The following is a 12,798-nucleotide window of genomic DNA, read 5'->3' as shown; positions in this document are numbered from 1 at the left end:
CCGGCCCCTGACGGAGCCCGGCCCCTGACGGAGCCCGGCCCCTGACGGAGCCCGGCCCCTGACGGAGCCCGGCCCCTGACGGAGCCCGGCCCCTGACGGAGCCCGGCCCCTGAGGGGCCTCCGCTCCTGACCCGGCTCAGCCCCTGACGAGCACGATCCGCAGGCCGGGCGAGCGCAGGATGTCCTTCTCGCAGAAGCGGGAGGTCACCCAGCGCTCGCCCGAGAACAGCCGCGTCTGGTCGCTGTAGTGCGCCGAGCCGGGGTCCGAGGACTGGGAGTACGTCAGGAGCGTCCGGGCCACCGGGCACCGGCCACCGTCCCAGCCCACCGCCTGGACGTGACTCGTGCCGTGCGCGACCTCGGTGTAGCCGCCGCCCGCTGGATTCCACACGGGCTCCGCCTTGTTCCAGACACCCAGCGCCTCCGTACCGCCGCTCACCGGGATGCGGGCCCCGTTCCGCACCACGAACTGGTGCTGCCCGAGCGGCGCGTCGAGCGCGATCCCTGCCGCCCGCAGCTCGCCCACCGCCTCCTTCAGGGCCTTGGCGAAGGCGGGGGAGTCCGTGTTCAGGGTGTGCGGCGTACGCACCGGGTCGGCGGGCGAGAACGGCACCTTCCACTGTTCGGCGAGCGGTGCCGAGGCGGTGAACCTCCGCCAGAAGCGGTCGAAGAGCAGCGCGCCCCGGCTGTCCGTCCTCACCGTCCGGTCCCAGCCGCCGATCACCCGGCAGGCCTCCGGGTCGTCGGCGAGCACGCTCGCGCACGCCTTCGCCGTGTCGGCGGCCGCGAGGTCGCCGGCCGGCACCCGGTCGGCGAACTGCTGGTGCTGCAGATCGGCCACGGTCAGGCCGCCGCGCCCGGCCATCGCCGCCACGTCCTCGACGCCGCCTCGGGTGCGCAGCGAGCGCGGGGTGCCGATGGTGCCGAAGACGCGCTCGTAGCCGGTGACCGGCCGCTCGGCGTTGGCCAGCCAGGCGCTGTCGTTGGAGTTCTCCACGTACGGCGCGTCCCGCAGGACCGGCATCCGCGCGGGACCGAAGACCCCCGGCTGTACCGCGTCCGGGTCCGAGCCGAGCGCGCAGTCGCCGCGCGAGCCGTCGAGCACCGCGATCCCGGCGGCCGGATAGGTGGCCCGGCCGAGCGGGGTGGAGCAGCGGCCGGCCAGCTCGTCGGTGATCCGCGGGAGCACCTGGGCCTGGGTGAAGAGGGTGTGCCCGGCCGCGTCGGCGGCGACGGTGTTCACCCACGGGAGGCCCTGGGTGCGGGCCAGCGCGGCCGCCATGTCCCGGGTGGAGCGCGACTTCGCGAAGCCGAGGGCGGTGTCGGAGGCCCGCAGGTTGGCGGCGTTCGGGTCGTTGAGCGCGAAGGCCGTGGTCGCCGTCCACGGCAGCGGCAGGGACGCGCCGAGGCCGGTCACGACCGGTCCGTACCGGGTCCACCACTGCGTACCGCTGACCGGGGCGCCGTCCTTGACCGTGACCGTGACCGTGCGCGGGGTCATCCGCTCCGCCTTGCCGTCCACGAGGTACGCGGTGGGGTCGGCCGGATCGAGCGCGAGCTGGTGCAGATTGACCGGGACGCCGGTCGCGACGGTGTGGCTCCAGGCGACCTTGTCGTTGAAACCGATGTTGACGACGGTGGTGCCGAGCAGGGAGGCCCCGGAGACGTTGAGCTCGCCGGGGATGGTCTGCTGGGACTGCCAGAAGCGGCGGCCGCCCTGCCAGGGGTAGTGCGGATTGCCGAGCAGCAGTCCCCGGCCGTTCGCGGTGGTGGCGCCCTGGAAGGCGACGGCGTTGGAGCCCATGGTCGCGTTCTCGGCGCCGAAGAGCTCACGGGCCGCCTCGGCCGTTCGGCGCGGGTCGGGGACTTCCGGGGCCGAGAAGGACGGCCCCTGAACCGAAGGTCCCCCCACGGCCGGGACGGCGGCACCCGGGGCCGAGTGCTGTCCGGACGCGGACGGCGCGGACGGCGCGGCGGGGGCGGCGGTGGCGGCCGGCGGCCGGGCCGCCGTGATGCCGTCCACGGCCCGGCCCTGGCCGCCGAGGACGGAGACCGCCCACCCGCGCCGCGCCACGTCAAGGGCGGTGACCGGGCGGACCCAGTCGGCGCCCGCACAGGCCGGGTCGGTGACGCGGTTCTTCCGCAGCCAGGCGTTGTAGCCGGCCGCCCAGCCGCGCATCAGCTCCTTCGCCTGCCGGCTCGGCCCGGCCGGGGCGGGGGTGGCGAGCAGCGCCTCGACCGTCCCGGCCTCCTTCACCCCGCGGAAGAACAGGTCGCTGGAGAGGTTCTTCGTCGCCGACGACAGGGAGCCGTCCGGTGCGGCGGCGGCGCCGAACCACCGGGACCGCTCCCCGTTCACGGTGAGGAAGCCGTCGGCGAGGACGCACACCTGGTCCGCGGCCTGCGCCCAGCCGGTGCCGAAGCCGAGGTCCGCGTAGTCCTCGGCGACGATGTGCGGAATGCCGTACTCGGTGTACCGGATGACAGCCGAGAGCCCCCGGTCCGAGGGGTGATGGGCGCGGTCGCCCTGGTCCGCGACGGCGGCGGCGGGCAGCGAGGCGGTGACGGTGGCGAGAGCCGCGCCGACCAGCGCGAGCCGTTTCCACCGGACCGGGAACGAGGTGCGGAAGTGCAAGGTGACTCCCAACGAGCATACGAGGAATGCGGGTTGGGCCATCCAGGCAGCCAAGCGCTTGCTCTGTCAACATCCCGTTCGGTATCCGCCGCACCCGGGACGCGCGACCCCGGCCGGGTACTTGACCGAGCCGCCCCGCCGCGCGGAGGATCGTCAGCCATGGACCGAGGACCAGGCAGCCTGCTCACCCGTACCGTCGACGGTGTCCTGCGCGCGAGCGCCCAGCGCGTACCCGGCCGGATCGCCGTCCGCTACGGGGACCGCGCCTGGACCTATGCCGAGCTGGACGCCGCCGTCTCCACCGCCGCCGCCGTCCTGCGGGAACGGTGGGGGCTGCAGGAGCACGCCCGGGTCGCGACCTACGCGCACAACTCCGACGCCTACCTGATCGCATTCCTCGCCTGCTCCCGCGCAGGCCTCGTGCACGTCCCGGTGAACCACCACCTGACCGGCGACGATCTCGACTACATCCTGCGCCAGTCAGGCAGTTCACTGGTCCTCGCGGATCCGGCGCTCGCCGACCACGTCCCCGCCGACCTCCCCGTACGGGCCCTGCACGACACCGGGGACTCGTTCCTCGCGGCGCTCGCCGACCCGGAACCGTACGACACGGACCGCGACGCGCGCGACCTCGTGCAACTGCTCTACACCTCGGGCACCACCGCCCTGCCGAAGGGCGCGATGATGACCCACCGGGCCCTGGTCCACGAGTACGCGAGCGCGATCGACGCCCTCGACCTGCACGAGGACGACCGCCCCGTGCACTCGCTGCCGCTGTACCACTCGGCGCAGATGCACGTCTTCCTGCTGCCCTACCTCGCGGTCGGCGCCGAGAACACCATCGTCGACGGACCCGACCCCACGCTCCTGTTCGACCTGGCCGCATCCGGGCGCTGCGACAGTCTGTTCGCCCCGCCGACCGTGTGGATCGGTCTCTCCCACCACCCGGATTTCGCCACCCGCGACCTCTCCGCCCTCCGCAAGGCCTACTACGGCGCCTCGATCATGCCCGTCCCGGTCCTGGAGGGACTACGCGCCCGCCTGCCCGGCCTGCGCTTCTACAACTGCTTCGGCCAGTCGGAGATCGGCCCCCTCGCCACCGTCCTCGGCCCCGACGAGCACGAGGGCCGGATGGACTCCTGCGGCCGGCCCGTCCGCCATGTCGAAGCCCGGGTCGTCGACGAGGACGGCAAGGACGTCCCCGACGGCACTCCCGGCGAAGTCGTCTACCGGTCACCGCAGTTGTGCAACGGCTACTGGGACAAGCCCGAGGAGACCGAAGAAGCCTTCCGGGACGGCTGGTTCCGCTCCGGCGACCTCGCCGTCCGCGACGCCGAGGGGTACTTCACCGTCGTCGACCGGGTCAAGGACGTCATCAACTCCGGGGGCGTCCTCGTCGCCTCACGCCAGGTCGAGGACGTCCTCTACACCCATCCCGCGGTCGCCGAGACCGCGGTCGTCGGGCTCCCCGACGACCGCTGGATCGAGGCCGTCACCGCGTTCGTCGTCCCGCGCCACGAGGTCACCGAGGCCGAACTCCTCGCGCACGCACGGGAGAAGCTCGCCTCCTTCAAGGTCCCGAAGCGGGTGTTCCTGGTCGAGACGCTGCCCCGCAACGCCAGCGGAAAAATCCTCAAGCGCGAACTGCGGGACCGCTTCGGACGCCGGTCCTGAGGCCGCGTCGATCCGGCCGGGTCACGCGCCGGACACCGCGATCCCGGCCCGATCGGAAAGACCCGGCTAGCGATCCTGCACCAGGCAGAGGACGTTTCCCTCGCTGTCCTTGAACCAGCACCCTCGCATGTTCTCCGTCTCGGCCACGCCGTCCACGGTCTTGAGGCCCGGCAGGTCGTAGTCCTCGAAGGTCACGCCCTTCGCCTTGAGCTCCGACATCGACGCGTCGAGGTCGTCGACCTTGAAGCTCGCCAGCGTGTGCTGGGCCTGGCCGCCGTACGGGGTCTCATAGAGACCCACGATCGTCCCACCGGACTCCAGCCTGGTGTCCTCCGGCGCTTCCCGGGTCAAGGTCAGGCCCAGGGTCTCGGTGTAGAAGCGCTTCGCCCTGGCCAGATCGTTGGCCGGAATGATCGCGGCTACGGGAGAGTCCGCCAGCATCGCAACCACCTCCTCCCTCCAGGCTACGCAGCCACCGTGCTCAGCGCGCGTCCCGCAGATCCACGATCCGCTTGATCTTGCCCACCGAGCGTTCCAGGGTCTCCGGGTCCACCACCTCGACCGCGACCGACACCCCGATCCCGTCCTTGACCGCCTTCACGATCGCCCGCGCGGCGTCGTCGCGCTCCTCGGGCGTCGCGTCGGGGCGGGCCTCCGCGCGCACCGTCAGGGCGTCCAGACGTCCCTCGCGGGTCAGCCGGAGCTGGAAGTGCGGGGCCACGGCAGGGGTACGCAGCACGATCTCCTCGATCTGGGTGGGGAAGAGGTTCACCCCGCGCAGGATCACCATGTCGTCGCTCCGGCCGGTGATCTTCTCCATGCGCCGGAACACCCGGGCCGTGCCCGGCAGCAGCCGGGTCAGGTCCCGGGTGCGGTAGCGCACCACCGGCATGGCCTCCTTGGTCAGGGAGGTGAAGACCAGCTCGCCCTCCGCCCCGTCCGGCAGCACCTCGCCCGTGATCGGGTCCACGATCTCCGGGTAGAAGTGGTCCTCCCAGATGTGCAGCCCGTCCTTGGTCTCCACGCACTCCTGCGCCACGCCCGGGCCCATCACCTCGGAGAGCCCGTATATGTCGACGGCGTCGATGGCGAAGCGCTCCTCGATCTCGCGGCGCATCTCCTCCGTCCAGGGCTCGGCACCGAAGATGCCGACCTTCAGGGAGGTGCCGCGCGGGTCCACTCCCTGGCGCTCGAACTCGTCGAGCAGGGTCAGCATGTACGAAGGCGTCACCATGATGATCTCGGGCTCGAAGTCCTGGATCAGCTGCACCTGGCGGGCGGTCATGCCGCCCGAGGCGGGGATCACCGTGCAGCCGAGCCGCTCGGCCCCGTAGTGCGCGCCCAGACCGCCGGTGAACAGCCCGTACCCGTACGCCACGTGCACCTTGTGTCCGGGCCGGCCGCCGGCCGCGCGGATCGAGCGGGCGACCACGTCCGCCCAGGTGTCGAGGTCCCGCTCGGTGTAGCCGACGACGGTGGGCCGCCCGGTCGTGCCGCTGGAGGCGTGGATGCGGCGGATCTCCGACTGCTCCACGGCGAACATCCCGAACGGGTAGTGCTCGCGCAGGTCCGTCTTGGCGGTGAAGGGGAAACGGGCCAGGTCGGCGAGCGTACGGCAGTCCTCCGGCCGCACTCCCGCCGTGTAGAAGGACTGCCGGTAGAACGCCACGTTGTCGTAGGCGTGCCGCAGGGTCGCACGCAGCCGCTCCAGCTGGAGGGCCTCCAGCTCGTCGCGGCCGAGCCGCTCGCCCGCGTCCAGCAGGTCAGTCATGCGCCACTCCCTTGCCCTCACGCCGTACCGCCGGGCCGTCCGGCCAAAACGGGCGACCGATCATTCGGTAGATCTTCGCGAGGTCAGTAAAACCGTCCCCACCCCGGGCTTGGCAAGAGGTCGGGCCAGGTTTTCTCGACTCGTCCGTCCGGGCGATCGGCGAAGTGTCCGAGACGTCCGGACGGGGCCGGACCCGACAGCGCGGCGGGCGCCTGAACAGGCGGCCCGGCACCCCAGCCGGGCCGCCCACGTCGACGTTATTCCCGCAGCCGGGCGGCGCGCGGAGAAGATCACACCTTCGGGTGGAATCGATGTTCGCGGCATGCCCACGGGGTGAGCGGGGGCGACGAGACCGGAACCCCGACCGGCCCGTGCCGACGGTCCCGGAGGCGCGCCGCCCCGTAATCCGGTGGCGCCGGACCCATGGCGGATGCTGTGGTGGCGGCCATGGACCTCACCGCCTTGCGCCTCCTCCACGACCGCCAGCTCCGCCTGGGTGCCCGCCCGGACGGACCCGGCGCCCGCGTCGAACGCGACGGACTCGTCGTCCGCCAGACCGGGCCCGCGCACGGCTGGAACGGGATCCTCTGGTCCGGCCTCGGCCCGCACGACGCCGACGCGGCCATCGCCGCCCAGATCCGCCACTTCCGTGCGGCCGGCCGCTCCTTCGAATGGAAGCTGTACGGTCACGACGGGCCGGCCGACCTCGCCGCACGCCTCCTCGCCGCCGGGTTCACCGCCGACGAGGAGGAGAGCCTGATGGTGGCCGAGGCGACCGCCCTGCCGTCGCACGAGGGCCTGCCCGAGGGAGTGGAGCTGCGCGCGGTCACCGACGAGGCCGGCGTCCGGATGGTGGTCGAGGTGCACGAGCGGGCCTTCGGCACGGACAGCTCCCACCTGGGCCGTCGCCTCCTCGATCAGCTCGCCGACGCGCCCGGCACCGTGGCGGCCGTCATCGCCCTCGCCGACGGCGTCCCCGTCAGCGCGGCCCGCCTCGACCTGCCGCGGGACACCGACTTCGCGGGGCTGTACGGCGGCGGCACCGTCGAGGCCTGGCGGGGCAGGGGGCTCTACCGGGCCCTGGTCGCGCACCGCGCCCGGATCGCCGCGGAGCGCGGCTACCGCTACCTCCAGGTCGACGCCGCCCCGACCAGCCGCCCGATCCTCACCCGCCTGGGCTTCGCCGAGCTCACGACGACCACGCCGTACCTGTACGAGCTGTAGGTCATGGCCTTCCGGTCCGGGCGGACACCGCGGGCCCGGCATGCTCCGGCAGGCACGGCCCAGGTCCGCCTCTCCGACCGTGCGGGCCCGCCGCGGCCGGCCCCGAGGGCGACACCCGCCCCGCCGCGTCCGGCCCCGAGGGCGGACACCCGCCCCGCCGCGTCCGGCCCCGAGGGCGGACACCGGCCCCTCAGCAGGGTCGATAACGCTGGGGTCACTACGCCTGGCGAACCCAGTGCGCCGGACGCTCGAAGCCCTCGGGCAGGCGGGTGGCCGCGTCGCCGCGGGCCGCGTTCAGCTGCGGCTGGGTGAGGAAGAGGGCGCCGGTCAGATCCGCGCCCGACAGGTCGGCGTCCCGAAGGTCGGCACCGATGAGATCGGCGAGCGACAGGTCCGCGCCGCTCAGGTCCGCCGCGATGAGCAGCGCCCCGCGCAGATCCGCACCCCGCAGCTTCGCCCCGCGCAGCCGGGCCCCGATGAGATCGGCGCCCCGCTTGTTCTTCGGCCTGCCCCCGGCCGCGGCGCGGACCAGGGTGCTGCTCCTGAGCAGCAGCGGGTTGACCTCGGCCCGTACGGGGGCGACGTCCAGCTTCTCCAGATCGGCCGCCGAGCCCTCGGTCAGCTCCGTCACCCGGGCCAGGGCCCGGTCGAGGTCACGGTGGACGGGACGGGTCGCGGCCAGCGCCCGGGCCTCGGTGAGATAGCGCAGCAACTCGTGCAGCTGGCGCATCACGGGGAACACCTCGTACATCTGCCGGGCGGTGTCCGGCGCCTCCCTCCAGGACACCCCGCCGAAGGTGACCTGGGAGACCCGCTGACCGGCGCCGAAGCAGTCGTAGACCGTGCAGCCCGGGAAGCCGCTGTCCCGCAGCCGCGTGTGGATGCCGCAGCGGAAGTCCTCCTGGAGGTTCCGGCAGGGCTCGCCCGAGGACTTGTCCACCGCGAAGTCGGCGGACCTGGCGAAGGGGAGGGCCACGCAGCACAGCCCGAAGCAGTTCGCGCAGTCGCCGCGCAGCTCGACCTGGGGAAGCTGGGCCGGGGACACGGGCGGACGGGTCTCGGACACGGTGAAGCGGCTTCCTTCGCTGGTCGGGGCGGACATCCCACCGTATCGCGCCGTCGGCGAACTCGGTTGCCGCGCCCCGTTCCCGGCGTTCATGATCGGCACCATGCCTCGGTTCACGACGTACGACGGAACGGAACTCTCCTACCGGACGCTGGGGGTGGGGGAAGCCCTGCTCGTCCTCCCCGGCGGCCCCATGCCCGCCGCGGACCACCTCGGCGACCTCGGCGGACTCGCCGCGCACCGCACCCTGTTCGTGCTGGAACCACGCGGCACCGGCGGCAGCGCCGTGCCCGCCGGCCCCGCGAGCCACCGCTGCGACCGCCAGGTCGCCGACGTCGAGGCCTTCCGCGCCCACCTCGGCCTCGACCGGGCCGACCTGCTGGGGCACTCCGCCGGTGCCGACCTGGCCACCCTGTACGCCGCCGCGCACCCCGAACGGATCCGGTCCCTGGTCCTGGTCGCCCCCGGCGGCCGGGCGCCCGGCGTCGCGGTCGCCGCGGAGCGGTCGGACCGGGCCGGGGCGAAGGCCCGTGACGCGCACGGGGCATTCGCTCCGGAGAACACCGGGCGGGCGCTGCGGGAGCTGACCGCCCCGGTCCTCGTCCTCGCCGGAGCGCACGACCCCGGACCCACGCCGGAGGAGGCCGCCGAGCTCGCCGCCTGCTTCCCGCACGGCGAGCTCGCCGTCCAGCCGGCTGCCGGGCACTTCCCGTGGCTCGACGACGCCGGAGCGTTCCTGCGTCAGGTCCTCGCCTTCCTCGATCCGGCGGTACGCACGGTCACCGTCGACGGCGTCCGCCTCGCGTACCGGGTGACCGGCCCGGAGGACGCCGAGCCGGTCGTCCTGGTGCACGGGCGCGGAGCCGACGGCACCGACTGGGCCGGGATCGCCGCGGAGCTGTCCGCCGACCGCCGGGTGTACGCCCTCGACCTGCGCGGTCACGGGCTGAGCGACCGGCCCGGACACTACGGCTTCGGGGTGTTCCGTGACGAGCTCTCCGGCTTCCTCAAGGCGCTCGGTCTGACGGCCGTCACCGTCGTCGGGCACTCGATGGGCGCCGGAGCCGCCTGTCTGCTGGCCCAGCGGGAGCCCGACCTGATCGGCCGGCTCGTCCTGGAGGAGCCCCCGTCGTTCGTCCCGCTCGACCCACCGCGCGGCCCGGCCGCTCCGCCGGCGGAGCCGGTCGCGCTGGACTGGGGGGTGGTCGGCGCCACCGACGCCGAGCTGAACGCCCCCGACCCGGCCTGGCGCGAGGAGCTGGGGAAGATCAGCGCCCCCACCCTGATCGTCGGGGGCGGGGCCTCCAGCCATCTTCCCCAGGACCAGGTCGCCCGGCTGGCCGAACTGGTCCAGGACGGCCTGCTGATGACGATCAAGGGCGGCGGGCACCTGGTGCACGCCAACCGGCCGGCCAAGTTCCTCGCCGCCATCCGGAAGTTCGGCGTCTGACGGTCGGCCGACGCGGACCCGGACCCCGGCCCCAAACCCGGACCCCGGACCCCGGCCCCAAACCCGGACCCCGGCCCCGGCTCCGGCGCGCGGCCGGGTCCGACGGCCGGGTTCCGGGCGGGACCAGCCCTGGTCGGGCTCTCGCCGTGCACGGCCTTCAGCCGCGGGACTCCAGCCTCGGCCGGGCTCAGGCCGCGGTCGGGCGGCCCCGGCGCCGGGGCCGCCCCCTGCTCCGGCGCCCGGTCAGGCCCCCGCCCCCGTGTCCGCTTCCACCGCCACCGACCGGGCCCAGCGGTAGTCCGCCTTGCCGCTCGGGGAGCGCTGGATGGAGTCGGCGAGCACGAGCTGGCGCGGCACCTTGTAGCCGGCGAGCCGGGTACGGCAGTGGGCCTGCACCCCCGCCAGGTCCAGGGGCGCGGCTCCGTCGCGCAGTTGGACGACGGCCGCCACGTGGCTGCCCCACTTCGCGTCCGGCACGCCGGCGACGAGGGCGTCGTAGACGTCCGGGTGCGACTTGAGCGCCTGCTCGACCTCCTCGGGGTACACCTTCTCGCCCCCGGTGTTGATGCACTGCGAGCCGCGGCCGAGGACGGTGACGATGCCCTGTTCGTCGACGGTGGCCATGTCGCCGAGCAGGACCCAGCGCTCGTCGCCCTTGCGGAAGAAGGTCTCGGCGGTCTTGGCCCGGTCGTTGTAGTAGCCGAGCGGCACGTGGCCGCGCTGGGCGAGCCGGCCGATCTCACCGACGCCCACGGGCTCGTGGGTGGCCGGGTCGACGACCTGGGTGCGTTCGTTGACGTGCAGGCGGAAGCCCTTGGCGGGGCCGGAGTCGTCGGTGGCCCGCCCGTTGGAGCCGGACTCGGACGAGCCGAAGTTGTTGAGCAGCAGCACGTTCGGGGCGAGGGCCCGGAACTGGTCGCGCACGGTGTCCGACATGATCGCCCCGGACGAGGAGAGGCTGAACAGCGACGAGAGGTCGGTGCCCTTGAGCGGTCCGTGCAGGGCGTCGACGAGGGGGCGCAGCATCGCGTCGCCGACCAGCGAGACGCTCGACACCTTCTCCTTCTCGATGGTGCGCAGGACCTCCTCGGGCACGTACTTGCGGTGGATCACGACCCGCTGGCCGTAGTTGAAGGCGATGAACGAGGTGAGCGTGGAGGTGCCGTGCATCAGCGGGGGAGTGGGGAAGAAAGTCAGTCCCGCACCGCCCGCCGCCACCCGCTCGGCCAGTTCCTCCGGGCGCTTGACCGGCTCGCCGCTCGGGTCGCCGCCGAAGAGCCCGGCGAAGAACAGGTCCTCCTGACGCCACATCACGCCCTTCGGCATGCCGGTGGTGCCGCCGGTGTAGATGATGAAGAGGTCGTCGGGCGAGCGCGGCCCGAAGCCGCGCTCCGCCGAGCCCGCCGCCTCGGCGTCGGTGAACGCGACGCAGTCCGCAGCGGGCGCGCCCTCGGGCGGGGTCCCCACCCGCACGAGGTGCCGCAGCTTCTCCGTCTGCGGCAGCGCCGCCGCGACCCGCCCGGTGAACTCGGCGTCGAAGACGAGGGCGGCCAGGTCGGCGTCGCGGTAGAGGTAGACCAACTCCTCTTCCACGTAACGGTAGTTGACGTTGACCGGTACGAGCCGGGCCTTCAGGCAGGCGAGCACGGTCTGCAGGTACTCGATGCCGTTGTACAGGTGGAGGCCGAGGTGCTCGCCGGGGCGGAGGCCCGCGTCGACGAGGTGGTGGGCGAGCCTGTTGGCGGCCCTGTCGAGTTCGGCGTAGGTGAGCCGGCGCTCGGCCCCGGTGCCGGGGTGGTCGACGTACACCAGCGCCTCGCGGTCCGGGACCACGTCGACGACCGATTCGAACAGGTCGGCAAGGTTGTACTCCACCGTTCCTCCTGATCCTGGCCCGGACGGAACCCGTCGGTCACTGGGCGGTCATTAGAGCGCCGACGGGCGGAGGTGGGAAGGGGGTGCGCAGAAGAATCTGACTGAGTGTCAGAAAACTATTGAACTGGATCCGCCACTCCTGCAACCTGTTCCAGAAATGCAGCCGGGAGTCGGGAGACGGCGGACATGGCAGACACGGCGGATGCGGCTGACGCATCGGACGCGGCAGAGACGGCAGAGACGGCAGCGACGACGGAGCCGGCAGTGGTGCCGGCGCGGGGCGGCACCGAACACCTCGACATACGGCGCGAAGGCGCCACACTCGTCCTCACCCTGAACCGGCCCGAGGCCAGGAACGCGCTCTCGCTGCCGATGCTCGTCGGGCTCTACGACGGCTGGCTGGCGGCGGACGCCGACGACACGATCCGCTCGGTCGTCCTCACCGGGGCCGGCGGCGCCTTCTGCGCGGGCATGGACCTCAAGGCGCTCGCCGGGAAGGGGATGGAGGGGGGCCGGTACCGGGACCGGATGACCGCCGACCCCGACCTGCACTGGAAGGCCATGCTGCGGCACCACCGCCCGCGCAAGCCGGTCATCGCCGCCGTCGAGGGCCACTGCGTGGCCGGCGGCACCGAGATCCTCCAGGGCACCGACATCCGGGTGGCCGGGGCCTCCGCCACCTTCGGCCTCTTCGAGGTCCGGCGCGGCCTCTTCCCGATCGGCGGTTCCACGGTCCGGCTGCCCCGCCAGATCCCGCGCACCCACGCCCTCGAAATGCTCCTCACCGGCCGTCCGTACACCGCGGAGGAGGCCGCGGCCATCGGCCTGATCGGCCGGGTCGTGCCCGACGGCACCGCCCTGGAGGCGGCCCTGGAGATCGCGGAGCGCGTCAACGCCTGCGGGCCGCTCGCCGTCGAGGCCGTCAAGGCCTCCGTCTACGAGACCGCGGAGATGACGGAGCAGGAGGGGCTGGCCGCGGAGCTCGAGCGAGGCTGGCCGATCTTCGCCACCGCGGACGCCAAGGAAGGCGCGACGGCCTTCGCCGAGAAGCGCCCGCCGGTCTACCGCCGCGAGTGACCCGCGGAACGGTCCGCCGCAGGCGC

General features: G+C 73.3%; 9 protein-coding genes. 4 read left to right on the top strand and 5 right to left on the bottom strand.

Features of this window, described 5'->3' with window-relative positions; all coding sequences use genetic code 11:
- Window positions 1-136: 136 nt before the first annotated feature.
- Entirely contained in the window at window positions 137-2,635 is a 2,499-nt protein-coding gene (locus tag ACIRQF_RS09870; RefSeq protein WP_404090463.1) for a penicillin acylase family protein, read from the bottom strand.
- Window positions 2,636-2,794: 159 nt separating this feature from the next.
- On the opposite strand from ACIRQF_RS09870, the gene ACIRQF_RS09865 reads away from it, so the two are divergent.
- Window positions 2,795-4,309: a fatty acyl-CoA synthetase gene (locus ACIRQF_RS09865; protein WP_404090461.1), complete on the top strand. Its 1,515-nt coding sequence runs from the start codon at window positions 2,795-2,797 to the stop codon at window positions 4,307-4,309.
- 66 nt (window positions 4,310-4,375) lie between these two features.
- Here the strand turns inward: ACIRQF_RS09865 and ACIRQF_RS09860 are convergent, their stop codons facing one another.
- Window positions 4,376-4,750, bottom strand: a complete 375-nt coding sequence (locus ACIRQF_RS09860) for a VOC family protein (RefSeq protein ID WP_376635145.1) — start codon at window positions 4,748-4,750, stop codon at window positions 4,376-4,378.
- A gap of 40 nt (window positions 4,751-4,790) precedes the next feature.
- The gene (gene paaK, locus ACIRQF_RS09855) at window positions 4,791-6,080 is read right to left on the bottom strand and encodes a phenylacetate--CoA ligase PaaK (RefSeq protein WP_404090457.1); all 1,290 of its coding nucleotides are present in this window, start codon (window positions 6,078-6,080) and stop codon (window positions 4,791-4,793) included.
- Between the two features lie 447 nt (window positions 6,081-6,527).
- On the opposite strand from paaK, the gene ACIRQF_RS09850 reads away from it, so the two are divergent.
- Window positions 6,528-7,304, top strand: coding sequence for a GNAT family N-acetyltransferase (locus ACIRQF_RS09850; RefSeq protein ID WP_404091752.1), 777 nt, complete (start codon window positions 6,528-6,530; stop codon window positions 7,302-7,304).
- Window positions 7,305-7,521: 217 nt separating this feature from the next.
- Here the strand turns inward: ACIRQF_RS09850 and ACIRQF_RS09845 are convergent, their stop codons facing one another.
- Window positions 7,522-8,406 (bottom strand): pentapeptide repeat-containing protein, encoded by an 885-nt coding sequence (locus tag ACIRQF_RS09845; RefSeq protein WP_404090454.1) that lies wholly within the window; start codon window positions 8,404-8,406, stop codon window positions 7,522-7,524.
- A 67-nt stretch (window positions 8,407-8,473) separates the two neighbouring features.
- On the opposite strand from ACIRQF_RS09845, the gene ACIRQF_RS09840 reads away from it, so the two are divergent.
- Window positions 8,474-9,820 carry an alpha/beta fold hydrolase gene (locus ACIRQF_RS09840; protein WP_404090452.1) on the top strand — a complete coding sequence of 449 codons (1,347 nt, stop codon included), beginning with the start codon at window positions 8,474-8,476 and terminating at the stop codon, window positions 9,818-9,820.
- Window positions 9,821-10,063: 243 nt separating this feature from the next.
- Here the strand turns inward: ACIRQF_RS09840 and ACIRQF_RS09835 are convergent, their stop codons facing one another.
- On the bottom strand, window positions 10,064-11,695 hold the full coding sequence (locus ACIRQF_RS09835; protein ID WP_404090449.1) for an acyl-CoA synthetase: 1,632 nt from the start codon (window positions 11,693-11,695) through the stop codon (window positions 10,064-10,066).
- Between the two features lie 264 nt (window positions 11,696-11,959).
- Here ACIRQF_RS09835 and ACIRQF_RS09830 point away from each other — a divergent pair, with 264 nt between their 5' ends.
- On the top strand, window positions 11,960-12,772 hold the full coding sequence (locus tag ACIRQF_RS09830; RefSeq protein ID WP_404090446.1) for a crotonase/enoyl-CoA hydratase family protein: 813 nt from the start codon (window positions 11,960-11,962) through the stop codon (window positions 12,770-12,772).
- Window positions 12,773-12,798 lie beyond the last annotated feature (26 nt).

The organism is Streptomyces sp. NPDC101191, assembly GCF_044767915.1.
Taxonomy (GTDB): Bacteria; Actinomycetota; Actinomycetes; order Streptomycetales; family Streptomycetaceae; genus Streptomyces.
The sequence above is the reverse complement of the archived record's forward strand: the minus strand, read 5'-3'. Positions and strand labels throughout refer to the sequence as shown.

Excerpts from the sequence above, each read along its gene's own strand:
- ACIRQF_RS09850 (WP_404091752.1), top strand. The coding sequence starts at position 6,528 with ATGGACCTCACCGCCTTGCGCCTCCTCCACGACCGCCAGCTCCGCCTG.
- ACIRQF_RS09840 (WP_404090452.1), top strand. The coding sequence starts at position 8,474 with ATGCCTCGGTTCACGACGTACGACGGAACGGAACTCTCCTACCGGACG.
- ACIRQF_RS09865 (WP_404090461.1), top strand. The coding sequence starts at position 2,795 with ATGGACCGAGGACCAGGCAGCCTGCTCACCCGTACCGTCGACGGTGTC.
- paaK (WP_404090457.1), bottom strand. The coding sequence starts at position 6,080 with ATGACTGACCTGCTGGACGCGGGCGAGCGGCTCGGCCGCGACGAGCTG.
- ACIRQF_RS09860 (WP_376635145.1), bottom strand. The coding sequence starts at position 4,750 with ATGCTGGCGGACTCTCCCGTAGCCGCGATCATTCCGGCCAACGATCTG.
- ACIRQF_RS09845 (WP_404090454.1), bottom strand. The coding sequence starts at position 8,406 with ATGTCCGCCCCGACCAGCGAAGGAAGCCGCTTCACCGTGTCCGAGACC.